The 24,840-nt window shown below is 63.4% G+C and carries 19 protein-coding genes and 3 pseudogenes; 4 read left to right on the top strand and 18 right to left on the bottom strand.

The window, feature by feature from the left end:
* Positions 1-158 precede the first annotated feature (158 nt).
* A complete protein-coding gene (locus tag J7U39_RS13030) occupies positions 159-2,462 on the top strand; it encodes an ATP-binding protein (protein WP_210628566.1) in 2,304 nt (767 codons plus the stop codon).
* On the opposite strand, the gene J7U39_RS13035 is transcribed toward J7U39_RS13030, so the two are convergent.
* The 12 genes and pseudogenes from J7U39_RS13035 to J7U39_RS13090 all read right to left on the bottom strand — a co-directional run bounded on the left by J7U39_RS13035 (position 2,459) and on the right by J7U39_RS13090 (position 16,616).
* On the bottom strand, positions 2,459-5,416 hold the full coding sequence (locus J7U39_RS13035; protein ID WP_210628567.1) for a bifunctional [glutamine synthetase] adenylyltransferase/[glutamine synthetase]-adenylyl-L-tyrosine phosphorylase: 2,958 nt from the start codon (positions 5,414-5,416) through the stop codon (positions 2,459-2,461). The two genes, J7U39_RS13030 and J7U39_RS13035, sit on opposite strands and share 4 nt — an antisense overlap.
* 130 nt (positions 5,417-5,546) lie before the next feature.
* Positions 5,547-6,959, bottom strand: a complete 1,413-nt coding sequence (locus J7U39_RS13040) for a HAMP domain-containing sensor histidine kinase (RefSeq protein WP_210628568.1) — start codon at positions 6,957-6,959, stop codon at positions 5,547-5,549.
* Complete coding sequence (locus J7U39_RS13045; RefSeq protein ID WP_064706671.1) at positions 6,956-7,702, bottom strand: response regulator transcription factor; 747 nt, start codon at positions 7,700-7,702, stop codon at positions 6,956-6,958. The genes J7U39_RS13040 and J7U39_RS13045 overlap by 4 nt, the downstream gene beginning before the upstream one ends.
* Positions 7,703-7,778: 76 nt before the next feature.
* Entirely contained in the window at positions 7,779-9,371 is a 1,593-nt protein-coding gene (locus J7U39_RS13050; RefSeq protein ID WP_210628569.1) for a Do family serine endopeptidase, read from the bottom strand.
* A gap of 178 nt (positions 9,372-9,549) precedes the next feature.
* The gene (locus tag J7U39_RS13055) at positions 9,550-10,011 is read right to left on the bottom strand and encodes a cytochrome c-type biogenesis protein (RefSeq protein ID WP_210628570.1); all 462 of its coding nucleotides are present in this window, start codon (positions 10,009-10,011) and stop codon (positions 9,550-9,552) included.
* Positions 10,008-12,002 (bottom strand): heme lyase CcmF/NrfE family subunit, encoded by a 1,995-nt coding sequence (locus J7U39_RS13060; RefSeq protein ID WP_210628571.1) that lies wholly within the window; start codon positions 12,000-12,002, stop codon positions 10,008-10,010. Before J7U39_RS13060 ends, J7U39_RS13055 begins: the two co-directional genes overlap by 4 nt.
* Positions 11,999-12,481 (bottom strand): cytochrome c maturation protein CcmE, encoded by a 483-nt coding sequence (gene ccmE / locus J7U39_RS13065; protein ID WP_210628572.1) that lies wholly within the window; start codon positions 12,479-12,481, stop codon positions 11,999-12,001. The genes J7U39_RS13060 and ccmE overlap by 4 nt, the downstream gene beginning before the upstream one ends.
* A pseudogene (gene ccmI / locus J7U39_RS13070) lies at positions 12,478-13,639 on the bottom strand (c-type cytochrome biogenesis protein CcmI). The gene ccmE and the pseudogene ccmI overlap by 4 nt, the downstream one beginning before the upstream one ends.
* A gap of 67 nt (positions 13,640-13,706) precedes the next feature.
* Positions 13,707-14,132, bottom strand: a complete 426-nt coding sequence (locus J7U39_RS13075) for a hypothetical protein (RefSeq protein WP_210628574.1) — start codon at positions 14,130-14,132, stop codon at positions 13,707-13,709.
* 117 nt (positions 14,133-14,249) lie between these two features.
* Positions 14,250-15,653 carry a HAMP domain-containing sensor histidine kinase gene (locus tag J7U39_RS13080; protein ID WP_064706664.1) on the bottom strand — a complete coding sequence of 468 codons (1,404 nt, stop codon included), beginning with the start codon at positions 15,651-15,653 and terminating at the stop codon, positions 14,250-14,252.
* Positions 15,643-16,314 carry a response regulator transcription factor gene (locus J7U39_RS13085; RefSeq protein ID WP_085777499.1) on the bottom strand — a complete coding sequence of 224 codons (672 nt, stop codon included), beginning with the start codon at positions 16,312-16,314 and terminating at the stop codon, positions 15,643-15,645. The genes J7U39_RS13080 and J7U39_RS13085 overlap by 11 nt, the downstream gene beginning before the upstream one ends.
* Before the next feature lie 53 nt (positions 16,315-16,367).
* On the bottom strand, positions 16,368-16,616 hold the full coding sequence (locus tag J7U39_RS13090) for a hypothetical protein (RefSeq protein ID WP_210628575.1): 249 nt from the start codon (positions 16,614-16,616) through the stop codon (positions 16,368-16,370).
* Positions 16,617-17,119: 503 nt separating this feature from the next.
* On the opposite strand from J7U39_RS13090, the pseudogene J7U39_RS13095 reads away from it, so the two are divergent.
* Positions 17,120-18,321: pseudogene (locus tag J7U39_RS13095) on the top strand (MFS transporter).
* 262 nt (positions 18,322-18,583) lie between these two features.
* Here J7U39_RS13095 and J7U39_RS13100 read toward each other — a convergent pair.
* Together J7U39_RS13100 and J7U39_RS13105 are read right to left on the bottom strand one after the other, a co-directional pair.
* Complete coding sequence (locus tag J7U39_RS13100) at positions 18,584-18,889, bottom strand: Dabb family protein (RefSeq protein WP_210628576.1); 306 nt, start codon at positions 18,887-18,889, stop codon at positions 18,584-18,586.
* A gap of 13 nt (positions 18,890-18,902) precedes the next feature.
* Positions 18,903-19,597: pseudogene (locus J7U39_RS13105) on the bottom strand (hypothetical protein).
* 156 nt (positions 19,598-19,753) lie between these two features.
* Between J7U39_RS13105 and J7U39_RS13110 the strand changes: the two are divergent.
* Positions 19,754-19,915, top strand: a complete 162-nt coding sequence (locus tag J7U39_RS13110; protein WP_210631716.1) for a hypothetical protein — start codon at positions 19,754-19,756, stop codon at positions 19,913-19,915.
* Positions 19,916-19,924: 9 nt separating this feature from the next.
* On the opposite strand, the gene J7U39_RS13115 is transcribed toward J7U39_RS13110, so the two are convergent.
* From J7U39_RS13115 to J7U39_RS13130, 4 genes are all read right to left on the bottom strand, one after another.
* Positions 19,925-20,485, bottom strand: coding sequence for a TetR/AcrR family transcriptional regulator (locus tag J7U39_RS13115; protein WP_210628578.1), 561 nt, complete (start codon positions 20,483-20,485; stop codon positions 19,925-19,927).
* Between the two features lie 86 nt (positions 20,486-20,571).
* On the bottom strand, positions 20,572-20,940 hold the full coding sequence (locus tag J7U39_RS13120; protein WP_210628579.1) for a DUF983 domain-containing protein: 369 nt from the start codon (positions 20,938-20,940) through the stop codon (positions 20,572-20,574).
* Positions 20,941-21,160: 220 nt separating this feature from the next.
* Entirely contained in the window at positions 21,161-22,564 is a 1,404-nt protein-coding gene (locus J7U39_RS13125) for a PLP-dependent aminotransferase family protein (RefSeq protein WP_210628580.1), read from the bottom strand.
* Positions 22,565-22,672: 108 nt separating this feature from the next.
* Positions 22,673-23,638: an SDR family NAD(P)-dependent oxidoreductase gene (locus tag J7U39_RS13130; protein ID WP_210628581.1), complete on the bottom strand. Its 966-nt coding sequence runs from the start codon at positions 23,636-23,638 to the stop codon at positions 22,673-22,675.
* Positions 23,639-23,752: 114 nt separating this feature from the next.
* Here J7U39_RS13130 and J7U39_RS13135 point away from each other — a divergent pair, with 114 nt between their 5' ends.
* The gene (locus J7U39_RS13135) at positions 23,753-24,697 is read left to right on the top strand and encodes an AraC family transcriptional regulator (protein ID WP_210628582.1); all 945 of its coding nucleotides are present in this window, start codon (positions 23,753-23,755) and stop codon (positions 24,695-24,697) included.
* Positions 24,698-24,840: the final 143 nt, after the last annotated feature.

The following is a 24,840-nucleotide window of genomic DNA, read 5'->3' on the forward strand; positions in this document are numbered from 1 at the left end:
GCCAGCCGGCCGGCTGATTAGAATAGCGCAAAAAATACAGAAATTTAAATAGTTAACGGTTTTTTACCATTGCCTCTGGACAAGGCGAATCACCCGTGATTCTCTAGGTCAGGTTCGGGCGAGCGGCGCGCGAATCACACGAGGGACAAGGCGAAGAGATGATGGACGTGCGGCGGGCAACCGTGGCCGGAGGACGGCTGCGTGTCGATTTTGACGGGCTGAAAGCCTGGCGAAACAGCCTTTCGGGTCATGCGACATCGGAACCGCTCCTTCGTCATCTGCCGAAGGCGGAGCTCATCCTGAAGCGCACCATTCCGGCGCTGATCATCGCCTTCCTCTCCGTCGTCGCCGCCTCGCATTTCTTCGGCATGGCGAGCGAGTATGCCCGACTTGAGGCTTCCGCCCGCCATGCCACAGCACTCTCGGCGTCAACAGCCTCGGCCGTGTTTGCCGATGCGGCCCAGATTTTCGACAGCGGCGATATCGGCCAGGCGCAGACCCGCCTCACCAAGTACCTGCCGCAGGACCGACTGGACAGCGGTGCTTTCGTGCTGCTGGTGCAGGCCAGCGGCAAGGTTTTCGCCGCAACGACCGCCGGGCTCTCGCATGTCGGCAGCAATGTCGGCGATTTCTTCCCGGAGGTATCGGCGATCCGGCGTTTCGGCGATCGTGCCGGCGTCATCGAAACTACGATTGGCGGCGTGCCGCACTATGCTGAGATCACTTTGATGGGCAATGCCGGCGGCTATATCGTCGCCGCCACCTCGCTCGAGGAGATCAGCCAGGTCTGGCGCGAGGAGCTGGCGCTCAACGTCACGCTGTTTGCCGGCATATCCTCGATCCTGCTCGTTATCCTCTACGCCTATTACACCCAGGTGAAACGCGCCCGCGATGCCGACGACATCTTCCTGGAGTCGAATCTGCGCGTCGAGACGGCGCTGTCGCGTGGCCGCTGCGGCCTCTGGGATTTCGATTTCGAGAACCGCGAATTCTTCTGGTCGCGCTCGATGTATGACATGCTCGGCCTGCCGGGATCCGATAAGACGATGGGCTTCGGCGAGGCCGCGCGGCTCATGCATCCGGATGACGGCGGGCTCTACGAGATCGCACGCGCCATCGCCAACGGACATTCCGGCCAGGTCGACCAGATCTTCCGCATGCGCCACGCCGGCGGCCACTATGTCTGGATGCGCGCCCGCGCCCAGGTGATCCGCAGCAATTCCGGCCGCATGCACTTGATCGGCATCGCCATGGACGTGACCGAACAGCATCGGCTCGCCCAGCGCTATGCGGAAGCCGACCAGCGGCTCGCCGACGCCATCGAATGCACCTCCGAAGCCTTCGTCCTGTGGGACAAGAACGACCGGCTCGTCATGTGCAACACCCATTTCCAGCAGGCCTATGGTCTGCCGGACAACGTGCTGGTACCCGGCACCGAGCGCTCCATCGTCAACGCAGCCGCCGCCCGCCCCGTCATCGAGCGGCGGGTCGCCGATGCCGACGGCTCGGGGCGCACGACGGAAGTGCAGCTTGCCGACGAGCGCTGGCTGCAGATCAATGAACGACGTACCCGCGACGGTGGCAGGGTCTCGGTCGGCACCGATATCACGCTGATGAAACGTCATCAGGAGCGGCTGCGCGAATCCGAACGCCGGCTGATGGCGACAATCGGCGATCTCTCCGCCTCGCGTCAGACGCTGGAGCTTCAGAAGGCCGAGCTATCGACGGCCAACGCCAATTACCAGGCGGAGAAGGAGCGCGCCGAAGCCGCCAACAAGGCGAAGTCGGAATTCCTCGCCAATATGTCGCATGAGCTGCGCACCCCGCTCAACGCGATCCTCGGCTTCTCCGAGATCCTGCAGAACCAGATGTTCGGGCCGCTCGGCTCGCTGAAATACGACGAATATGCCCGCGATATCCATGACAGCGGCAAACATCTGCTCAACGTCATCAATGACATTCTCGACATGTCGAAGATCGAGGCCGGCCACTTGAAGCTGCACTGCGAGCGCATCGACCTCGTGCCGCTGATCGAAGAAAGCCTGCGTTTCACCGCCATTCCGGCCGCCGAAAAGAACATCGTCATCGAACAGCGCATCTCGTCGGGCCTGACGCTGACGGCCGACCGCCGGGCGATGAAACAGGTGCTGCTCAACCTGCTCTCCAATGCGGTGAAGTTCACCGACAATGGCGGCCGCATCGCGGTGCGCACGCGCCGCGTCGACGGCGCCGTCTTCGTCACCATCGCCGACACCGGCATCGGCATTCCCCGTTCAGCGCTCTCAAAGATCGGCCAGCCGTTCGAACAGGTGCAGAGCCAATACGCCAAGAGCAAGGGCGGCTCCGGCCTCGGGCTTGCCATCTCGCGCTCGCTGACCTCGCTGCACGGTGGCCGCATGAAGATCCGCTCCCGCGAGGCGGTGGGCACAGTGATCTCGCTGCGTATTCCGGATGATGTCTAAGCTTTCACGGTTTTGACGAATATCTTTCTCACTGCTTTCGAAAGCCGCTTCACCTCTCCCTCAAGGGTTCTGATGTCAGGGCAGTCGCCGGCACGGCAGACGAGCTCGATGAGGCCGGCAGGCGCGTCATTCGGGTCGAACTCGCTCTCGATGCAGAGTCGGATCAGCTGTGAAAGACTGGTGTAGAGCGCAAAGGCTTCCAGGCATGTGTCGAGATCGGCCGCCGACATCAGCCGGTCGCCGAGCAGCTTAAGAGCCTCGCCGGTGCTCTTGCCGTTCACGGCAATCCCGACGCCCCTCGTTGGCGCGATCAACGCCAGGTACTGGGCAATGAATTCGAGATCGATGACGCCGCCGGGGATCTGCTTCAAGTCCCAGAGACCGGATGGCGGCTTTTCCTTGTCGATCAGTTCGCGCATCTCGGCAACGTCATGCGCCACCTTGGCGATGTCGCGATCCGAAGTCAGCACCTCGCGGATAATATGTTCCGCCTCGGCAATCAGGCTTTCATCGCCCGAAATCAGGCGGGCGCGGCTGAGCGCCATATGCTCCCAGGTCCAGGCCTCCTGGCGCTGGTACTTGCCGAAGGCATTGATGCGGGTGGCGACCGGGCCCTTGTTGCCGGACGGGCGCAGCCGCATGTCGACCTCGTAAAGCACGCCCTCGGCGGTCGGCGCCGACAAGGCGGCGATCAATCGCTGGGTAATGCGAGTGAAATAACGCGTCGCATCGAGCGGCTTCCGCCCATCGGATTCGGAAGCCGCGTCGTCATAATCATAGAGCAGGATCAGATCGATGTCGGAACCTGCCGTCAGCTCGAAGCTGCCGAGCTTGCCCATGCCTGAGATGGCGATGCGGCCGCCGGGATAATCGCCATGCGCAGCCCGCATCTCGCTCGTCACGGCATCGAGTGCGGCCGCGACGATGAGATCGGCGAGATGGGTGAAGGCGCGAGCGGCCATTGCGCCATTGATTGCGCCGGTGAGCAGGCGGATGCCGATCAGGAAGCGCTGTTCGGCGGCGAAGATGCGCAGCCGGTCTAGCACTTCCTCATAGTGGCGGGCCTGGGCAAGAGAGCCCTTCAGGCGTTCGCCGAGATAGTCGCGTGTCGGCAGCTCCGCCATCAGGCCTGGATCGAGCATGCCGTCGAAGACATGCGGCTTGGCGGCGATCACCTCGGCCAGCCGGGGCGCCGAGGACATAATGTTGACGATCAGCGACAGGAGCGCCGGATTGCTGCCGAGCAGCGAAAAGAGCTGGATGCCGGCCGGAAGACCCGAGATGAAGCTGTCGAAGCGCAGCAGCGCCTCATCGGCACGCTTGCTTTCGCCGAAGACGCGAAGGAGTTCGGGCCCCAACTCCGTCAGTCTTTCGCGCGCCTCCACCGATTGCGTCGCGCGATAGCGGCCGTAATGCCAGGTGCGGATGACGCGGGAAATGTCGGATGGCCTGGTGAAGCCAAGCTTCTTCAGCGTCTCCAGCGTATCCGGGTCGTCGCCCTGGCCGGTGAAGACGAGGTTTCCGGTTTCGGTGGAAAGCCTGGTCTCCTGCTCAAACAGGCGGGCATAGCGACGCTCGACCGTCTTCAGCACGCCGACCAGCCTTTCGGAGAAGCTCGGCGTGTCGGTAAAGCCCATCATGAAGGCGATGCGCTTCAAGTCGGCATCGGTCTCCGGCAGAAGATGCGTCTGCTCGTCGCGCACCATCTGGATGCGATGCTCGACATCACGCAGGAACCAATAGGCCTCCGTCAGTTCGTCGCGCGTCTGCGCATCGATCCATTTCGCCTTGGTGAGTTCACCGAGTGTCTCCTCCGTCGACCGGCCGCGCAGCGCCGGCATGCGGCCGCCGGCGATCAGCTGCTGCGTCTGGACGAAGAATTCGATCTCACGGATGCCGCCGCGGCCGAGCTTGACATTATGGCCCTTGACCGCGATCGCGCCGTGACCCTTATGCGCGTGGATCTGCCGCTTGATCGAATGGATATCTGATATCGCCGCGTAGTCGAGATATTTGCGGAAGACAAAAGGCGACAGCCCGCGCAGGAATTCCGCGCCGGCCGCAAGGTCTCCGGCCACGGCGCGCGCCTTGATGAAGGCCGCCCGCTCCCAGTTCTGGCCCCTGCCCTCATAATAGATCATCGCCGCGTCGACCGGGATCGCCAGCGGCGTCGAGCCGGGATCCGGACGCAGTCTCAGATCGGTGCGGAAGACATAGCCGTCCGCCGTGCGCTCCTGCAGGATGCGCACCAGCCGGCGCATCATCCTGGGAAAGATCTCGATCGCATCATCCGGGTCGGGCACGATGCCGGCCTGTTCGTCGAAGAAAACGACGAGATCGATATCGGAGGAATAGTTGAGTTCGGACGCGCCAAGCTTGCCCATGCCGAGAACGATCAGGCCAGAGCCCTCACTTGGTTTCGCCGGATCGCGCAGCCTGAGCTTCCCGCCCTCATGCGCCGTGAGCAGCAGATGGTCGATCGCGGCTGCGACCGAGGCTTCGGCAAGCGCGCTCAGCCAGGCCGTTGTCGTCCGGCTGTCGAAGATGCGCGAGAGATCGGCAAGTGCAACGAGGAAAGCGGCCTTGCGCTTGACGATGCGCAGCCTGGTCATCACCATGGATTCCACCGGCGCCGCTCCCTCGCCATCCGGCCGCCATGAGCTTCGCGCCTCGGCGATCAGCGCCTCGATCTGCGGCTCCAGCGGTTTGCTGATGGCGCCGGCGAGGACGGCCGGATCGAGATTGACGATTTCGCGCAGGTAGGGTGACAGCGTCAGCACGGCGGCGACGAAATCGCGCAAAGGCCCCTCCGTCTTCAGCATTGCGGCCACCGTGGGCTCGCTTTTGCTCACCTCCTGAAGATCGGCCAGCGCCAGCTTCAGCTCCGTCTGGCTCAGCGGACGCAGCAGCCCTTCGGCGACATCCTTCAGGCCATGCGTCGATTTCGTCAGCATGCGCTCTCCCTGGCTCTGCAAAAAAAGAGGCGATTACCTGGAATCGCGGTCGTCGCCTTCGTTCCGGGTTAACTTAGGGTCCCGGCGGAAAACCGCCAATACGCGATTCAGCCTATCGCAATTCGGGACTTCAGGCAGCCTTGGCCGGGAAGATCATGCTGACGGTCAATCCGCGCTGTTCCGGCTTGTCGGGATCAGTGTCGGAGAGTTCCAGCCGACCGTTATGCAGCTCCATGACGGCTTCCACCAGAGAAAGCCCGAGCCCTGTACCCGGCTTTGAACGACTCTCGTCGAGGCGAACGAAGCGCTTCACCACGTCGTCGCGTCTGTCGGCCGGAACGCCCGGCCCGTGGTCAGACACCGACAAGCAGATGCCGTCCGGGCGGCGGGCAAGCTTCAGCGACACCACACCTGCTCCTTCCGTATCGGAGGAATATTTGATCGCATTGTCGAGCAGGTTGAAGATCGCCTGGCCGATCAGCTCGCGATTGCCCTGTACCTCGACACCGGGCTCGACGCTGGCGCTGAGGCCGAGCCCGGCTTCCTCGGCCGCCGGTTCGTAAAGCTCGGCGCTGTCGGAGACAATGGCCGAAAGCTCGACCGGCGACATTTCCGCCGCGACCGATCCGGCCTCGACGCGGGAGATCATCAGCAGGGCGTTGAAGGTGCGGATCAGTTGATCCGATTCGGAAATGATGCCTTCCAGCGCCGCACGCCGTGTGTCGCCATCTGTCATATCGAGCGCATCGGCGGCCTTGTTGCGCAGCCGCGTCAAGGGGGTCTTCAGATCATGGGCAATGTTGTCGGAGACCTGCCGCAGGCCTTCATTGAGCTTCTCTATGCGTTCGAGCATGGTGTTCAACGACATAGACAGGCGGTCGAATTCGTCGCCGGATCCGCCGACCGGCAAGCGCTGCGACAGATCGCCCGCCATGATCTTCTTGCTCGCATCCGACATGCGGTCGATGCGTTTCAGCGCATTGCGGCCGATGCCGAACCAGATGATGATCGCACCGAGCCCCATGATCGCCAAAGCCACCATCAGTGCCTGGCGCACCAGCAGGCGGAAACGCTCGGGATCGCCGAGATCGCGGCCGACGAGAATTCTCAAGCCGTTGTCGAGCACGAAAATGTTGGCGATCGCCTTGTGCCGGCGCTCGACACCGCCGCCGTCCGTATAACGCTGATAGGAGAAGGGAGCCGAGGTCCAGCCGACCTCCTCGAAGACACCGGGCTGCACCGATGCGACATTGCCGGCGAGAATATCGCCCGAGGGACCGGCAATGATGTAGAGATTGGCCCCGGGCTGACGGGCACGCCGTTCCATCGTGCGCAGCAGAAGGTTCATGCCGCCTGTATCGTAGGCGCGCTGCACCTGCTCCACCTCCTGCCGGACGGCGTCGCGGATCTGGCCTGTCAGCAGCCGTTCCGACATCGCCGTCACATAGAAGACGAGCGTCGCGGCGCAGATGGCGAAGAGCAGAATGTAGAGTGCCGAAAGGCGGACTGCAGTGGACTTGAAGAGAACCCTGAAGCGGCTCATCCCTCATCCTTGATCATGTACCCCGCGCCCCGAATGGTTTTGAGGAGCGGCTGGCTGAAGTCCTTCTCAATTTTCGAGCGCAGGCGCGAGACGTGGACGTCGATGACATTTGTCTGCGGGTCGAAATGATAGTCCCAGACGTTTTCGAGCAGCATGGTGCGGGTCACCACCTGACCGGCATTCTTCATCAGATATTCGAGCAGGCGGAACTCACGCGGCTGCAGCGGGATTTCCTTGCCGCCGCGGCGCACCTCGTGAGAGAGCCGGTCGAGTTCGAGATCGCCGACGCGATAGACGACGTCCTGCTCCGGCGTGCCCTTGCGGCGGCCGAGCACTTCGACGCGCGCCAGCAACTCGCTGAAAGCGTAGGGCTTCGGCAGGTAATCGTCGCCGCCGGCACGAAGGCCGGTCACGCGGTCATCGACCTGGCCGAGCGCCGAGAGGATGAGGACCGGCGTGTGAATGCCCTTGCGACGCAACTCGCTGATGACCGAAAGTCCGTCTCGGCGCGGCAGCATGCGGTCGATGACGATGACGTCGTAGGTGTTCTCCGACCCCATGAACAAGCCGGCTTCGCCGTCGCTGGCGTGATCGGCGACGATGCCCGCCTCGCGAAAGGCTTTCGTGAGGTAAGCCGCGGCTTCGAGATCATCTTCGATGATGAGAATCTTCATGCGGCCGACATTACCCACCGGCTGGGTTTCGGCAAGGCTCAAAGCATCCTGCTGCGGGGCAGCGCTCATCACGATCATCCTTGAAAGGTCAGAAGAAACGAGCCGCGCGGACCTCGGTCCGCACGGCTCCGGTTTTCTTTGCGGATCAGCCCTGGCCGTTGATCGGAAGCGCGACGAAACGGCTTCCTTCACTGGACTGGATCTGGAACAACGCGCGGGTGCGGCCGTCCTTCTTGGCCTGGTTCAGCACCTTGACGACATCGGCGGCGGTGGAGACCTCCTGATTGTTGACGGAGGTGATCTTTTCGCCTTCCTTGATGCCTTTGTCGGCGGCATCGGAGTCGGGATCGATGCCGGTGATCGCCAAGCCCTTGCCGTCATCGGAGGGGCCAACCGTCAGACCGAGATCGGCAAGCGCCTTCTCGGAAGCCGGTGCCTCAGGCTGCTGCGGCTGATTGTTGTTGTCATCGGCATTGGCATCCTTCTGATCGGCCGGCAGCGTGCCGAGTTCGACCGTGAGCGACTGGGCCTTGCCGGCGCGCCAGACCGAAAGCTCGGCCTTGCTGCCCGGCTGCATCGCACCAATGCGGCGGCTGAGATCACGGGCATCCTTGATCGTTTCGCCATTGAGCGCCGTGACGACGTCACCGGCCTTCATGCCGGCCTTGTCACCCGGCGATCCGGGCTGCGGGGCGACAACGAGAGCGCCGCTCGGCTCGGAAAGTCCGATTGACTCGGCGATATCCTTGGTCACCGGCTGGATCTGGACGCCCAGCCAGCCGCGGGAAACCTGGCCATCCTTCATCAGATCAGCAACGACGTCCCTTGCGGTCGAGGCCGGAATGGCGAAGGCGATGCCGACGCTGCCGCCCGAGGGCGAGAAGATCGCCGTGTTGATGCCGACGACTTCGCCGTTGAGGTTGAAGGTCGGGCCGCCGGAGTTGCCGCGGTTCACGGCCGCATCCACCTGCAGGTAATCGTCATAAGGACCGGAACCGATATCGCGGCCGCGGGCCGAGACGATGCCGGCCGTGACGGTGCCGCCGAGGCCGAAGGGGTTGCCGACGGCGACGACCCAGTCGCCGACGCGGACATTGTTGTCGTCGGCCCAGTTGACATAGGTGAACTTCTTGCCCTTGCCGTCGACCTTCAGCACGGCGAGATCGGTGCGCGGATCCTTGCCGATCAGCTTGGCGTCGAGTTCGGTGCCGTCATTCATGACGGCGACGAAGGCCTGACCATCGGAAACGACGTGGTTGTTGGTGACGATGTAGCCGTCCTCGGAGATGAAGAAGCCGGAGCCTTGAGCGACCGGACGCAGACGGCCCTTGCCGCCGGGACCATTCGGGCCGCCCGGACCGTTCTGGCCGAAGCGCCGCTGGTGGCCGCCCTGCTGGTCGTTCGGATCCTGGCCGAACTGACGGAACAAGCGCTTCAGCGGGTGATCGTCGGGCAGATCGTCGAAGCCGCGGCCGTTGAAATCGAAGGCGAAGCCGTCATTGTCGGCGACGGGATTGACGCGGTTTTCGACGCGAACGGAGACGACGGCGGGCGAAACGGCATCGACGACATTGGCGAAGCTCGGCACGGCAGGCGCCTGAACCTTGACAGCTTCAGCGTAAGACCGGGTGATTTCGAGCGGAACGCCGGTTGCGAGCACAGCGGCTGCGATACCGGCGACGGTAGAAGCCTTGAGCACAGTGGCGAGGGACGGACGTCCGTTGAAATTCTTCAGCATTGGAGCACCTTCTCTTGTTCTTAGACCTTCAGACCGGCGACGCCGGATCAGTCGATGACTTAAGATATAGGACGCGGCACCTTACTGCGAACTGTCCGGCCAATGAAAAGTTGGTAATGTTTGTGATCTCTGCTTGCGCGAATCCGAGCCATCGCGACGAAGGATCGCTAGTCAGACGTTACTTATCCAAAAGCTCGCTCAGCCGCGCCTGCTCTTCCGGCGTCAGTTTGCTTCCAGTCGGCCGGCCTCTCCTCTTGCGCGCAAAGACGAGCAGCGACACGCCGCCGGCAAGGATCAGCAGCACCGGGGCGCCCCAGAGCAACACCGTCCTCATGCTGAACCGCGGCTTCAGTAGCACGAACTCGCCGTAGCGTGAGACGATGTAGTTGAGCACCGCCTCATCGCTGTCGCCGTTCCTGATGCGCTCACGCACCAACAAGCGAAGATCCTTGGCGAGCTCGGCATTGGAATCGTCGATCGACTGGTTCTGGCAGACCATGCAGCGCAGTTCGGCCGATAGCGCCCGGGCGCGAGCCTCCAGCGCCGGATCGGCCAGCACCTCGTCGGGATTGACGGCGAAGGCGGAAACGGGTGCGAAGAACAGGAACACGGCGACGAGGAGACGGGAGAGACGCATCATTCCGCCGGCTCCATGGCAGGCGCGGCCGGTTTGGCCTTGACCTTTCTCCGCGGGGCGCCGACGCGCAGGCGCCGATCACTCAGCGAGACGAGGCCGCCTGCGGCCATGATCAAGGCCCCGCCCCAGATGCACAGGATGAACGGCTTCCACCAGATGCGCACGACGATGCCGCCGTCCTTGGTGGCGTCGCCGAGCGAGACATAGAGCTGGCTGAGGCCGAAGGTCAGGATGCCCGCCTCCGTCGTCGGCATCTGCCGGGCGGTGTAGAGCCGCTTGGCCGACCAGGTGTCGGCAATGGTGACACCGGCGCGCCGGATGGTGAAGTGGCCGCGCTCCTCGGTGTAGTTCGGCCCCCTGCCCGACCGCATGCCGTCGAACTCAAGGCTGTAGCCGCCGGCATCGACCGTCTGACCCGGCTTCATCTCGACGACATGTTCGCTCTGGAAGGTGGTGACGGCGACGATGCCGAGCACGCTGACGCCGAGCCCGGCATGGGCAAGCGCGGTGCCGAAGGCCGAGCGCGGCAGACCGCTCAGGCGGCGCCAGGCGATGGCGCCCGCCACCTTGCCGATGCCGGCCCGATACCAGAGATCGGCAATGGCGCCGAGGATCAGGAACAGGCCGGCGGCCAGCCCAAGCACCGACAGCACCGGCCCGCCATGCTGGAGATAGAAGAAGACGACCGCGGCGGCGAAGGCGAGAGCCGCGACGACATAGAGCCGCTGCAGGGCGCCGAGCAGATCGCCGCGCTTCCAGGCCAGCAGCGGCCCGAACGGCACGATGACGAGCAGCGGCGCCATCAAGAGGCCGAAGGTCAGGTTGAAGAAGGGCGGCCCGACGGAGATCTTGTCGCCGGTCAGCGTCTCCAACAGCAGCGGGTAAAGCGTGCCGGTCAGCACCGTGCCGCAGGCAACCGTCAGGATCAGATTGTTGAGGACGAGCGCGCCCTCGCGCGAGATCGGCGCAAACAGCCCGCCGGCCGCAAGCTTCGGGGCGCGCAGGGCAAACAGCGACAGCGCCCCGCCGATGAAGATCAGCAGGATGGAGAGAATGAAGACGCCGCGGGTGGGATCGCTGGCAAAGGCATGCACCGAGGTCAGCACGCCGGAACGCACCAGGAAGGTGCCCATCAGCGACAGCGAGAAGGTCAGGATGGCGAGCAGCACCGTCCAGATCTTCAGCGCCTCGCGCTTTTCCATGACGAGGGCCGAATGCAGCAGCGCGGTGCCGGCGAGCCACGGCATGAAGGAGGCGTTCTCCACCGGGTCCCAGAACCACCAGCCGCCCCAGCCGAGCTCGTAATAGGCCCAGTAGGAGCCCATGGCGATGCCTAATGTCAGGCAGGTCCAGGCGGCCAGCGTCCAGGGCCTGACCCAGCGGGCCCAGGCGGCGTCGATGCGGCCTTCGATCAGGGCTGCGACGGCAAAGGAGAAGCAGACGGAAAAGCCGACATAGCCGAGATAGAGCAGCGGCGGGTGGATGGCGAGGCCGATATCCTGCAGCACCGGATTGAGGTCGCGGCCCTCGGCCGGGGCCGGATCGAGCCGCAGGAAGGGATTGGAGGTCAAGAGAATGAACAGCGTGAAGGCGAGCGAGATCCAGGCCTGCACGGCCAGCACATTGGCCTTCAGCGTCTCCGGCAGGTTGGCGCCGAAGATCGCGACCAGGGCGCTGAACAGCGCCAGGATCAGCAGCCAGAGCATCATCGATCCCTCGTGATTGCCCCAGACGCCGGAATATTTGTAGATCAGCGGCACCCGCGAATGCGAATTCTCCCAGACGTTCTCGACCGAGAAGTCGGAGACGACATGGGCATAGGTCAGCACGGCAAAGGCAAAGGCGACGAGCGCAAACATGACCAGCGAGCCGACGCTCGCCACATCCATCATCGCCGGGTCATGGCGGCGGGCGCCGATCACCGGCACGATCGAGACGATCAGCGCCGTCGCCAGCGCCAGCACCAAAGCGTAATGGCCGATCTCGATGATCATGGCGTCGCCTTCGCCTCCTGTCCCTGACCGGCTCCCCCTTGGCCTTCCTGCCACAGCCCCTGCTGCTTCAGCTTGTCGGCCACCTCCTTCGGCATATAGGTCTCGTCATGCTTGGCCAGCACGGTGTCGGCAACGAAGACATTCGTGCCTGGTGTAAACATGCCTTCGGTGACGACGCCCTGCCCTTCGCGGAACAGATCGGGCAGGATGCCGGTATATTGAACCTTCACCGCACTGGCGCTGCCGTCGGTGACGGAAAACTCCACCGTCGAACCGGCGCCGCGCACGACGCTGCCCGCTCCGACCAGGCCGCCGAGCCGGATGCGGGTCTCCGGCGCCACCGGCGTCTTGGCCAGATCGGCCGGCATGTAGAAATAGGCCACCGACTGGCTGAAGGCGAACATCACCAAAAGCACCGCCGCAAGGATGAAACTCATCCCGCCAGCGATCACCGCAAGGCGCTTCTGCTTGCGCGTCATCGCGTTATCCCCTCCGTGGCAATGCCAAGTTCCCTGGCAAGCGCCAGCAATTGCCGGCCCTGCTCACCGGACGGCGGAAAGGCGGCCAGCCCACGCCTCAGGGCGTCGGCTGCGCGATCCTTATCGTTCAATACGGCGTAAGAGCGGACGAGCCGCATCCATCCCTCGAAATTGTTGGGATCCTCGCTGAGCTTGGCATCGAGGCTTTCGACCATGCCGCGGATCATCTGCTGACGATCGCCGGCCTTCATGTTTTCAGCCGCCGCTACGTCTTCCGATGTCGGTCCGCCGGGCGCCGCCGGCGGGGCGACCTCGCCGCCGTTCTTGGCGATATGTTCATTGACCAGCGGCAGCCAGGGCGCATCGGCCGGCGATTGCTGCGCCAGTGCCTCGAAGGCCTGGCGCGCCTCGTTGGCCCTTCCGGCCTGCTCCATGCTGAGCGCGATGTAGAAGCGGGCACGCGGATTGTCGGGCTCCAGCGTCAGCGACTGTTCCAGCACCTGACGCGCCTCGTCCGTCACGACGCCGTCGGAGACCGCCATCAGCGTTTCGGCAAGGCCGTCGAGCCGGATCGGGCTTGGGCCGAGAAGCCGGATCGCATTGCGGTAGGCCACCTCAGCATCGGCCATCCGCATCGTGCGGAAATAGATCGGCGCCAATACGTCCCAGCCCTTGCCGTCGTCGGGATTCTGAGCCAGATGCCGCTCCGCTTTGGCGATCAGCACCGCCACGTCGTCGCCGGGGTTTTCCAACCGCGCCTCCAGCGGCTGCGACGGCAGATCCGGCCTGCCCGTCGTCAAATAAAGACAGAGCCCGAGCACCGGCAGGATCAAGAGAACGAAGACTTCAGTGAGACGATGATGCCGTGCGGGTTTCTCCATCGTCTCCGGCTCGCCGGCAGAGGCGGCGATCAGCCGCCGGCCGATTTCGGCCCTGGCGTAATCAGCCTCCTCAGGCGTGATCAGCCCGCCGGCAAGGTCGCGGTCGAGTTCGCGCAACTGGTCGCGGTAGACTGCCGCCTCGCCGGCACGGCTGTTCTGCGCCGCCTTCGCACCACGCAGAAGGGGGTAGAGCAGGATGACAGCGACGGCTGCCGTCAGAACGGCAACGAGAATCCAGAACAGCATATCGGCCCAAATACGTGAAGCTCACGCCTATTCCAACTGCCAAAGCCGGAATGACGAAGATTTGAGGCTATTCGCCGCAATTCACGCTGAAAACCACCTCAGCCGAGCGGCGACCAGCTGCCGTCCTCATTGCGGCAGGCTGCACCCCGAGCCACGGTTTCCTTGCCGTCGACGGTCAGCGTATGGGTATATTGCCGGCAATTCTGCGAGCCGACCTGATAGGGTGCGGCCGCCACGACCTTGCCTGTCACGTCCTTGCCGCTCCAGACCACCGGCTGGCCGACCGCCGCCCCTTCCAGCGCGCGATACTCCGCCTCGAGCGCCCGCTGCTTGTCGCTATCGCTCAAGCTCACGCCGCTGCGGCCGACGATGCCGCCCTGGAGCGCGGTGATGAAGGCGGCCGACGCGGAGGGTTTGCTCGAAAAAATGCCGCGCGAAGCGGCACCCTTCGTCGTCGTGCAGCCGGTGAGCGGGACGGCGAGAAGAAGGATGGAAACCATCATGCCTTGCGCGCGTAGAATCATTGCGTCGAACCACGATCAGAGGTCAAATTCAGCCGATCGAAGTGCAGCGTCCCCGTGTCAGCTTTATGGCAAAGCATGCTATACATTGCCAGTATCCTTGTGACATCAAGCAGTTGGTCATGCAACATCCTTTGTGACGCCGGGCAGGATAAGCTTCGCCTTCAGCCCGCCCCATTCGCCGCGGGACAGTTCGAGCCTTCCCTGGTATTCGTTGGAAATCTCGGTGACGATCGAAAGGCCCAAGCCGGTTCCGGGCTTGCTTTCATCGAGCCTGCGGCCACGCTTCAGCGCCTCGCGGATCTGGTCGGGCTCAAGGCCGGGCCCGTCATCCTCGACGGCAAGCTCCACCCAGCGCCGGCGGGCGCTCGCCTCCGCCCCTTTCACGTCCTCGCCGGCTTCGACGGCCGAAAGCCGCACCCTGCTCTTGGCGAAACGCGCGGCGTTTTCCAGGAGATTGCCGACGGTTTCCTCGAGATCCTGCTGTTCCATGGCGACGGCAAGATGCGGCGGCGAGACGACGAGATCGAATTCGGTGTCGACATTCAGGCGGCGCATGACGCGCACCAGGCGTTCCAGCGCCGGCTCGGCGTCGGTGCGGGCGAGCACGGATTCGCGCTGCGCGGCGATGCGGGCGCGGTTGAGATAGGATTGCACCTGCCCCTGCATCGATTCCGCCTGACTGCGCACCAGCTCGCCATGGGATTTCTCCAGCACCCGCGCCTCGTTGAGGAGAACCGCGATCGGCGTTTTCAGTGAGTGCGCCAGGTTGCCGACCTGCATGCGCGCCCGCTCGACGATGCGGCGGTTGCTGTCGATCAGCGCGTTGACCTCGTTGGCGAGCGGTAGGATCTCGCGCGGGAAGTCACCCTTCAGCTGCTCGCTCTCGCCGGCTCGAATGCGCTCCAATGCTGCGCGCGCCTTGTCGAGCGGTTTCAGGCCGTAAAGGATCGCCAGCGCATTGACGATCAGGCTGCCGACGCCGAAACCGGCGAGCGCCAGATAGAGGCTGTGCGAAAAGGTGCGGACATCATCCTCGACGACGTCGACATTGCCGGTGACGCGGAAGCGCGCCGCGCGCCCGTCGGTGTCGAGCACCACTTCGGTCTCGGCCACCTGCACGCGGTTCCCGGAGGCGTCCGTCACCTGGTAGTAGCGCTCGTAATTCTTGTCGAAAGGCGCCTCGACGACGGAGGGTACCGGAATGAGCGCCGAGCCGAGCGAGGGCGAGACCAGCGGCGCAGTGGTATAAGTGCCGAGCGGCTCGACCACCCAGTACCAGCCGGTCTTCGGCTGGGCAAAGCGCAGATCGCCGAGTTGCGGGCTGCCGCTCAACGCGCCCTGATCGCCGATCGTCACCGAATTGATGACGTTATAGAGCTGCGCCCGCAGCAGATCCTGGAAACCGCGTTCGGCGCTCTTGCGATAGAGCGTGGAGATCAGCAGGCCGATCACCACAAGCGCCACCGTCGACCAGACCGTGGTCAGCAGCAACACGCGTGCGGTGAGCGACTTAATTCGCATGTTTCGGCGCTTGGATGCGGTAGCCGAGACCGCGCACCGTTTCGATCAGGTCGACGCCCATCTTCTTGCGCAGACGGCCGACAAAGACCTCGATCGTGTTGGAATCGCGGTCGAAATCCTGGTCGTACATGTGCTCGACCAGCTCCGTGCGCGAAACGACCTCGCCCATGTGATGCATGAGATAGGCGAGCAGGCGATATTCGTGCGAGGTCAGCTTCAGCGTCGTGCCGTTGACCGTCGCCTTTGAGGATTTGGTGTCGAGCCGCACCGGCCCGCAGACGATCTCGGAGGAGGCATGGCCGGCCGCGCGCCGGATCAACGCCCGAATGCGCGCCAGAACTTCCTCGACGTGAAAGGGCTTGGTGACATAGTCGTCGGCGCCGGCGTCGATGCCGGCGACCTTGTCGCTCCAGCGGTCGCGCGCCGTCAGGATCAGAACCGGCATGCCGCGGCCGGCGCCGCGCCATTTTTCCAGCACGGTGACGCCGTCCATCTCCGGCAGGCCGATATCGAGGATGATAGCGTCATAGGGTTCGGTGTCGCCGAGGAAATGGCCCTCTTCGCCGTCGAACGCTTGGTCGACGACATAACCCGCCTCCTTCAGCGTATCGGTCAGCTGCCGGTTCAGGTTGACGTCGTCTTCGATTACCAGGATGCGCATCGGTCCGCCTTCGTCCGCTTCAAATCGATCGTGTTTGAATAGACCGATTCCGCTTACATCGGAACCTTTACCGTTACCTTGCGTGGACGCTGGCCATTGCCCGACACGAGAACGGTAATGATACAGCTATCGCCCACCGGTTGCACGGACAGGAGCTGCCCGCCCGTCTGTTCGACGACCTGGGCTGCGGCGGCGCTGCAATCGCCAGCCACGCGCAGGACGAGGGCGCCTGCGCCATCCGGTGAGGGCGCCGATACCACCAGTCCGGCGGCCACTACTGCGACGCTCAGAGGAAAGGCCATGTCTTACGCTTTCAAGGTAATTCCAACTTGCTGCGAATATGTACTCAAGCGACCTGAATGGCAAATGAATGCGCTGTAATACAGGGCGTTTAGAACGGTTCTCGACTGCTTGGGGCAATCGATTTCTGCCCTTGGAATCCGCTGCTGCCGCAAATGCCGCTGGTCCTCCCTGCGCCTGAAAACGAGGCGTCCCACCCCTGGCAACCAGATGTTGGCCAGCGCCTCCGGCAAGCATGCAAAACCGGCCACTCCACCGCGGTCGTCGCTTCCGAATCGGCCAGGTCGTTCAACCACGATAGACCGGCCGGTGGCGGCACGCGGCAGGGGCACAGCGGGTCGTCCTCAAATTGTACCGATCCCTCATGTCATCCGTGCATCTTTTCATCGTTCAAAAAAAGAGACGCAGGCGGCAGGCATAGCGGAATTGCCGATCGCAGCTTTCGCCGGTTGGTTGAAACTGCTATCCCTTGCTGGCCCCCGCATTTCAGACCCTTTCAGCCCCGATGCCAAATTCCTTCCGCTTCCGTTCGGCGCAGACGGTCACCGTGCTTGCCGTTACCCAGCTGATCGGCTGGGGCACGACGTTCGACATGCTCGGCGTCATGGGCCGCGCCGTGGCGCCGGCTCTCGGCGTGGCGAACGAGGTGATCTTTGCCGGCCTGCCGCTCATGATGGTGGTCAGCGCCATCGCCGGCCCGACGACCGGCCGTTGGCTCGGCCGCTACGGCGCTGCCCGGGTGCTTTCGGCCGCCTCGCTGATCTTCGCGCTCGGCCTCTCTCTGCTGGCGGTGGCAAACGGCATCCTGCTCTACGCCGCCGCCTGGCTCGTCATCGGCATCGGCGGCGCATTGGGTCTCTCGGCACCGGCCTATACCGCGGTCGTCGAACGCGAAGGGCCAAACGGCAAACGCGTCATCGCCATCCTCATGCTGTTCACCGGGCTATCGAGCACCATCTTCTGGCCGATCCTCAGCCTGCTCAACGAGGCGGTCGGCTGGCGGCTCACCTTTGTTTTCTGCGCGGCGCTGCAATTCTTCGTCTGCCTCCCGCTGCATCTTTTCGCTCTGCCGAAGCCGATCATGACGCATGCCGAGAGCAGCGCGGCGGAGATCCCGCCGGTGCCATTGTCGAAGACGGCTCAGCGCAAGGCCTTCCTGTTGATTGCCGCGGTGACAACGATCTCGACCTTCGTCACCTTCGGCATCGCCCCATCGCTGCTCGAAATCTTCCGCCAGTCCGGGGCTTCACCGGCCCTGGCGCTGCAGCTCGGCTCGGCGCGCGGCGCCCTCGGCATCTCGGCCCGTTTCCTCGACATGCTGCTCGGCCGCCGCGGCAACCCCATCCTCAGCGCCGTCATGGGCATCAGCCTGACGGTGATCAGCTTTCTGATCATGCTGACAGCCGGCCCATCGACGCCGGTCCTCGTCACTTTCATCCTGCTTTACGGCTTCGGCTCGGGCGTCATCGCCGTCGCCCGGGCCCTGCTACCGCTGGCGCTGTTCGCGCCGAGCGAATTCGGCCTGCATTCGGCCCGGCTGTCACTTCCGCAGAACCTCGCCAACGCCATCGCTCCCGTCGTCTTCACCGCCATTCGGCGCTGCTCGCCTGCGCCGTTCTCTCAGCTTTCGCGCTCACTCTCGTGCTGATGCTGATGACGCTGGTGCGGGGCGCCGGGGCACCGGAGCCGAGCCCGGTCGTTTCGTGAGGCTCGGGCCTGGAAGTCAGCGGTTCCGAACATCTCTCGATCAGCATCTTCGGACCGCTGCAGCTGTTCCGACGAGCCATGCCCGTCGCGATCGGCGAGTCTTTTGAGTCCCTTGCGGCGGGTTTCTCGAAAAGTGATTCCGGTGTCTCAGAAGGTCGGTCCGTGTCGCAACGACTTGAATCCGAAGAATCGCTCATCTCTCTGAAAACAAACGGCGATTTCCACGATCGCCCCAAGCGCGGCGACCGGAAGATGGCCGGCGTCAGAGCGGCCGCGTCACGGCCGTGCGGCTGTCGTAATCGGCAGCGATGCGTTTTTCCCGGAGCGGGCGCACGCGCTCGATCGAACGCTGGTAATCGGGGTGCGCCTTATAAGCAGCGAGAGCCGCCTCATCGTCGAATTCGCCATAGACCACGAGATCGATCTCGGTGCCGAGCTGATCGGTCTTCACATTGGTGCCGATTTCCAGCAGGCGCGGGTATGGAATGGCGGTCAGGATCGAAAGACCCGCCCTCACCTCCTCCAGATGTTCCTCCTGCACGGTGAAGAAGACGATATGGCGGATCACGCGGAAGCTCCTGTCAGATTCCAGAGGGGTTTGCCCGCGCGATAACATGCGCGCGGCGGGCCTTCAACCGCGCGGCCGGCCCTGCGCGGCATCCGGACGCAGTGCCGCATGGAAGGCCAGGGCGTAACCCGCAAGCTTCTCGGCCCGGTCGGTGCCGTTGACGATGCGGCGCGCATTGACCCAGTCCTCGGTCGTCGCATTCAGGTGATCGGCGAGTTTGTGGCCGGTAAAGCTGCCCTGCAGCATGCCTTCGATCAGGATCGTCACCGCCGCCTCCATCTCCATCGCCCGATCGGGATCGGCAACCAGATCGATGCCGGTCAGCACGCTCATCGCCTCATAATTTCGTTGGTGGGTGAGCTGCACCAGGCCGCGTCCGAGCCAGCAGCGGCCATCCTCATCCGGCCGCCAGTAGGGTGTCTTCACCCAGGAGAGCCGGCCTGCGGCAAAGGCTGCCTCTAATATCTCGACCGCGCGCATATCGCTTTCCGCCAGCGTCTCACGCACCGGCTGCATCGTATAGGCGGTCTCATGAAAGGCGGTAGCGAGGATATAGGCGAGCCACCGGCGGTCGGCCTCAACAGAGCGCTTTTCCCAGGCATCGAGAATCGCCGTCATCCCCACTACCTGAGGCTGAGTCAGCTCTCCTTTGAAGAGCTCTTGCTGCACCGCATCAAAAAAGAATACCCGGTCCATGTGGACAACCATTCCGCGCTCCCCGTGAACACCACGGTTAAAACCGTCTTAATCGATTAAAATAAACTTAATCGTTTGAAGTGTCTAAGCCCCTGATTTACACGCCTTTTGTCTTGTGCAATGCATTTTCTTGCCCTGAAGCCTTACCACCACAAGAGGAGACTTCCGATGCAGGCGCCGGCCAACACACAGACCACCATTCCCCAGCATGTCCTCGACCAGATGGAAAATGAGTGGCGCCAGATTCGCCTTGAGCGCGAGAATGCCCGCCCCGATCCGGGAGCCTCAACAACAGCGCTGAGAGATACAGGCAAAGCGGTGCAGATGTAAGGCCTGCCCTCATCGCGTCGCAGCCTCAAGCCGGCTCGCCAGCGTTTCCAGCGACCGGGCGAAGACCGTTCCATCTCTGAGCGCGCGCGACAGCACCAGCGCGCCTTGAATGCCGCAGACGCCTTCCTCAGCAAGCGTCTGCGCCTCTGTTTCAGCGCAGCCAGCCCGCGTCAGCGCCGAACTCAACGCCTCGATCCAGCGGAAGAAATAATCGGCGATCGCAGACGAAAACCGATCGCGGGTGTCGTCGAGCGCGAAGGCACCGACGAGGCAGATGCGGCCGCCGGCGCGGAAGTAGTCATTGACATTGATCCACATCGCCGCAATCGCCTGGCGGGCGTCGTCATTCCTCAGCGGCCGATAGATCGCCTGCTCGAACCAGGCACCGACATCGGCGAGCACGGCGCCGGCCATCTCCTCCTTGCCGCCGGGGAAGAAGTGATAAAGGCTGCCCTTGCCAATTCCGGTGCGTTCGGTGATGCGGCTGAGCGTGGCGCCCTCATAGCCGAGCTCGCGGAAGGCTTCCGCGAGCAGCGGTACGATGTCGGCGCGTTCGTAGACGGTCTTCACCGGTCCAAGTTCATCCCATTCTAGCTGAAACTGCGCGCCCTCATCAATTTCGCAACGCCGCGCCTGCGCGCAACGCTGAAATAGCATTAGGCAAGCCTGCCTTCTTCCGCCTTGTAGAAATACTGGCTGGCGACCAGCCAGCCTTTCAGCGGCCGGAGCGGCGGAATGCAGGTGGCGAGCATGAAGGGACCGGTGACGAGAAGCTGCACCCAGATCGGCGCCGCGAATGCCACCTCCAGCCAGACGCCGAGCAGCACGCTCGGGATGCAGGCGAAGCAGATGACGAAAAAGGCCGGGCCGTCGGCCGGATCGGCGAAAGAATAATCGAGACTGCAGGCTTCGCACTGCGGCTGCAGCGTCAGGAAGCCTTTGAACATATGGCCTTGGCCGCAGCGCGGGCAGCGTCCCCTGATGCCGGTCTGCATCGGAGGAAGCGGGGGATATTCGGTATCCATGATGACCTTGTCCTATCTCGCGGCTCAGTCAATGCCGCATAATGAGTGCATTCAATATAAATACATTATATGGAATAGACCAATCAATCTGCCAGATTGCCGCACAAGCAAGTCGACCGGTCAAGGACCGGTCGCGGCTTGTCGTAAATCCATTCGAAGAGCGTCCCGCCTAGACCAATTCCGTTTTTCTTCTAGCAGGCTCAGCCGCGATATCGCCGGATCAGAAGAACGAACCCGCCATTTCCGGCGGGCCTTCCAGCGCATGGGCCATGAACTCCAATGCGCCCTGTAATTTTGCCCGGGCGATCGGGCCGCCGAGGCAGACGCGGACGGCCTCGGGTGCGGCGCCCTCGACCGCGAAGGCATCGCTTGCCACCACGCCGATGCCGGAGGAATGCATATGGCTGCCGAACGTGGAACGGGTCCAGCCGTGGGCCAAAGGCAGCCAGATATTGAAGCTGATCGGATCGGCGCGGTAGCTGCCGGCGGGCAGGATGGCGGCGACCATCTGTTGGCGGGCGCCCGCCTCGGCGCGGATGAAGCGGAGGATCGCATCGGCCGTGCCGTCCTCGATCCAGCGGGTGGCGAGCGCCATATTCAACGGCGAGGCCATGACATTGTTGGCGCGCATGGCGCCGACGAAGGGCCACACTGCCCTGGTGTCCGGAGCCACGACATAAGCAAGGCGCAGGCCGGCGCCGAGGCATTTCGCCAGGCCGCCGATATGCCAGGTCAGCTCGGGCGCCGTTGCCGCAAGCGGCGCAGGCCCTTCCTGCGGAATGAAGCCGTAGGCATCGTCCTCGACGATCGGCAGACGATATTTGCGGGCGACAGCTGCGATTTCCTCGCGGCGGCCAGCTGGAATCGTCAACGTCGTCGGGTTCTGCAGCGTCGGATTGAGGTAGAGCGCCTTCGGCTTCAACCGCTCGCAGGCCGAGGCCAAAGCATCGGGCCGGATCCCGTCTCCGTCCATCGGCAGGCCGGCAAGATTGAGCCGCAACTGGGCTGCGATCGAGCGCATGCCGGGATAGGTGACGATTTCCGAAATCACGGTCTCGCCGGGCTTTGCCAGGAGGCCGAAGATCGCCAGAAGGGCCGGATGGGCGCCCGGCGTGACGAAGATCCGCTCCTGCGAAGGCGTCAGACCGCGGCGGCCGAGCCAGGCGGCGGCGGCCTCCTTGTCCATGCCGGAACCGCCGAAGCCTTGATAACGCAGAAGCGGGATCAGGCTCGCCGCCACCGCCGACATGCCCTCGCGCATGCGGGCGATCAGTTCCGGATCGTCAGGTTCCGGCGGCAGGTTCATCGAGAAGTCGACGACGGCCGCTCGCCGGGGGTCGGGTGCGGCGCCGACGCCCCAGTCCTGGCGGTGTTTGATCGCCGCGCCGGTGACGAAAGTGCCTCGGCCGACATGGGAATCCACCAGGCCGCGCTTCTGCGCCTCGACGTAACCTCTCGCCACCGTAGTGAAATCGACGTTCAGCCGTTTGGCAAGTTCGCGCTGCGGCGGCAGCCGGTCACCGACCGCCAGATGCCCGCTGCGCAGATCCATTTCGATCAGATCGGCGATCGCCATGTAACGCGGGCTGCTGCTGCGGCTCAGGTCGGGATGCCAGTCTTTCATTCTTGATCCGATCAACATAATGGAAGCATTGACCGTATATTGTTGCATCTCCCCACTGTCACGAAAAAAGTCAGCCTCCGCGACGGAAGCCGACGCCGACTGGATGTCTCACCGCATTGATGGTGACGCGAAGGCGTCGATGCCGCTCAGCCTGGCCGACAGGGCCCACAGCCGCTCGGCCTGCTCGGGGTCAACGGCGTGATCGCTCACGCCGCCCGGCTTCCCATCGATCGCCCTGTTCGCCACATCGCAATCTTCGCAATAGAGGCCTCCCATACCCTCGAGCTGAGGTGAGGTCGCCGCCCATAGCTGGGTAGCGGCGCCTTGCGACGGCGTCTTGAATGTCGGGTCGATCGGATTGCCGTTCGAGTCGATCCACCCCGCACCCACCATTTCCTCTCGTGAAAGATACCGCTGCAGTGGCGTGAGGATCTTGCCCGGGTGCAGCGAAAACGCGCGGATACCAACGCCGCGCGCGAGCCTGTCCAGATGCAGGGCGAAAAGCGCATTGGCTGTCTTCGACTGCCCATAGGCTTGCCATTTGTCGTAGCCAGTCTCGAACTGCAGGTCGTCCCATCGGATGCCGGAGATCCGATGGCCGCCTGATGAAACCGAAACGATACGCGCATTCCGCGACAATGCCGGCCAAAGGCTGTTAACCAAAGCGAAATGGCCCAGATGATTCGTTGCGAATTGCGCCTCCCAGCCATCGCCGACGCGGGTCTCCGGGCAGGCCATGATGCCGGCGCTGTTGATCAGAATATCGATGCTGCGGCCGGCCGTGACGATGCGCTGGGCGAAGCGGCGGACGCTTTCCAGATTGGAGAGATCCAGCCGTTCGACCTGTACGCCATCAATGCCGGCAACGGCGTCTCGGGCCGCGTCAATGTTCCTTGCCCCGATGATTACCCTAGCGCCAGCGCCAGCCAGAGCGCGTGTGGTCTCCAGCCCGAGGCCGGAATGGCCGCCCGTGATGACGGCGCACTTGCGGGAAAGATCAAGGCCGGCCACGACCTCGACAGCGGTCGTGCGGGCTCCGAAGCCGGAGCCGATAGGGACTTGCTTATCATTCATGATAATTGCCTTCATTAACGTTTCTAGTAGGACAGTCGCGAGGATAGGGCGTGGCGATCAGACGATCCATGCGCTAGAGTCCGTCACCTCTTCGTTATCGTCCGGAATTTCCGCATGGACCCTTTATCCAATGTCCTCGCATTGCTCAAACCTCGAAGCTATGTCTCCGCGGGACTGAATGCCGGCGGCGCCTGGGCGCTCGATTTTCCACCTCCTGAAGGCATCAAGTTCAACGCGGTCATTTCCGGGGCGTGCTGGCTCAGCGTCGATGGCGTTGCCGAGTCCGTCCGGCTGGAGGAAGGCGACTGCTTTCTCCTGACAAGCCGCCGGGCTTTTCGTCTCGCCAGTGATCCATCTGTCGAAGCGATGCCATGCGAGGCGATCTATTCGATTGCCCGCGATGGAATTGCGACCTGCAACGGCGGGGGCGATTTCTTCCTGATTGGCAGCCGTTTTTCCTTTTCGGGAGGAAACTCCGACATCCTTCTCGGCATCCTCCCGCCAATCGTTCATGTGAAAAGGGATTCCGATCACGCCGCCGTGCTGCGCTGGTCGCTCGATCGGATGACGCGCGAACTGCGCGACCGACAACCCGGCGGTTTTCTGATGGCAGAGCATTTCGCGCATGTGATGCTCATGCAGGTGTTGCGCCTCCATATCGCATCGCCGGATGCCCGCGGCGTCGGCTGGCTTTTCGCACTCACCGACAGGCGGATCGGAGCGGCGCTCGCGGCCATGCATGCCGATCCGGCACGCAAATGGACGTTGCAGTTGCTGGCCGAACGGGCGTCGATGTCTCGGTCCACCTTTGCCCTCCATTTCAAGGCAAAGGTCGGGCTGGCGCCGATGGATTATTTGACGCGCTGGCGCATGCTTGTCGCGGCAGACCGGCTGGCAAATCCGGCCGAAGCAATTGCGAGCGTCGGCCTGTCGCTCGGTTATGATTCGGAAAGCGCCTTCAGCACCGCTTTCAAACGGGTCATGGGGTGCTCACCTCGGCAATATGGTGCCGCTCAGCAGGTCGGCGATACCATGCGAAATGAGGTTGGCGCTCGATGAACCTGATCGTGTGCCATTAGCGGGCAATCGCGCATCGGCCGGCGGAGATTCCGTTTGACACGGTCTTGCACCCGTCGCCCACTCTCTTACCTATCCAAGAATGAATGTGCCGGTCTTATTCCGTACCGGCACTCCATTAGGAT

It is taken from the genome of Rhizobium sp. NLR16a, from assembly GCF_017948245.1.
Classification (GTDB): Bacteria; Pseudomonadota; Alphaproteobacteria; order Rhizobiales; family Rhizobiaceae; genus Rhizobium.

Excerpts from the sequence above, each read along its gene's own strand:
- J7U39_RS13030 (WP_210628566.1), top strand. The coding sequence starts at position 159 with ATGATGGACGTGCGGCGGGCAACCGTGGCCGGAGGACGGCTGCGTGTC.
- J7U39_RS13035 (WP_210628567.1), bottom strand. The coding sequence starts at position 5,416 with ATGCTGACGAAATCGACGCATGGCCTGAAGGATGTCGCCGAAGGGCTG.
- J7U39_RS13040 (WP_210628568.1), bottom strand. The coding sequence starts at position 6,959 with ATGAGCCGCTTCAGGGTTCTCTTCAAGTCCACTGCAGTCCGCCTTTCG.
- J7U39_RS13045 (WP_064706671.1), bottom strand. The coding sequence starts at position 7,702 with ATGAGCGCTGCCCCGCAGCAGGATGCTTTGAGCCTTGCCGAAACCCAG.
- J7U39_RS13050 (WP_210628569.1), bottom strand. The coding sequence starts at position 9,371 with ATGCTGAAGAATTTCAACGGACGTCCGTCCCTCGCCACTGTGCTCAAG.
- J7U39_RS13055 (WP_210628570.1), bottom strand. The coding sequence starts at position 10,011 with ATGATGCGTCTCTCCCGTCTCCTCGTCGCCGTGTTCCTGTTCTTCGCA.
- J7U39_RS13060 (WP_210628571.1), bottom strand. The coding sequence starts at position 12,002 with ATGATCATCGAGATCGGCCATTACGCTTTGGTGCTGGCGCTGGCGACG.
- ccmE (WP_210628572.1), bottom strand. The coding sequence starts at position 12,481 with ATGACGCGCAAGCAGAAGCGCCTTGCGGTGATCGCTGGCGGGATGAGT.
- J7U39_RS13075 (WP_210628574.1), bottom strand. The coding sequence starts at position 14,132 with ATGATTCTACGCGCGCAAGGCATGATGGTTTCCATCCTTCTTCTCGCC.
- J7U39_RS13080 (WP_064706664.1), bottom strand. The coding sequence starts at position 15,653 with ATGCGAATTAAGTCGCTCACCGCACGCGTGTTGCTGCTGACCACGGTC.
- J7U39_RS13085 (WP_085777499.1), bottom strand. The coding sequence starts at position 16,314 with ATGCGCATCCTGGTAATCGAAGACGACGTCAACCTGAACCGGCAGCTG.
- J7U39_RS13090 (WP_210628575.1), bottom strand. The coding sequence starts at position 16,616 with ATGGCCTTTCCTCTGAGCGTCGCAGTAGTGGCCGCCGGACTGGTGGTA.
- J7U39_RS13110 (WP_210631716.1), top strand. The coding sequence starts at position 19,754 with ATGCAGGCGCCGGCCAACACACAGACCACCATTCCCCAGCATGTCCTC.
- J7U39_RS13120 (WP_210628579.1), bottom strand. The coding sequence starts at position 20,940 with ATGGATACCGAATATCCCCCGCTTCCTCCGATGCAGACCGGCATCAGG.
- J7U39_RS13125 (WP_210628580.1), bottom strand. The coding sequence starts at position 22,564 with ATGAAAGACTGGCATCCCGACCTGAGCCGCAGCAGCAGCCCGCGTTAC.
- J7U39_RS13130 (WP_210628581.1), bottom strand. The coding sequence starts at position 23,638 with ATGAATGATAAGCAAGTCCCTATCGGCTCCGGCTTCGGAGCCCGCACG.
- J7U39_RS13135 (WP_210628582.1), top strand. The coding sequence starts at position 23,753 with ATGGACCCTTTATCCAATGTCCTCGCATTGCTCAAACCTCGAAGCTAT.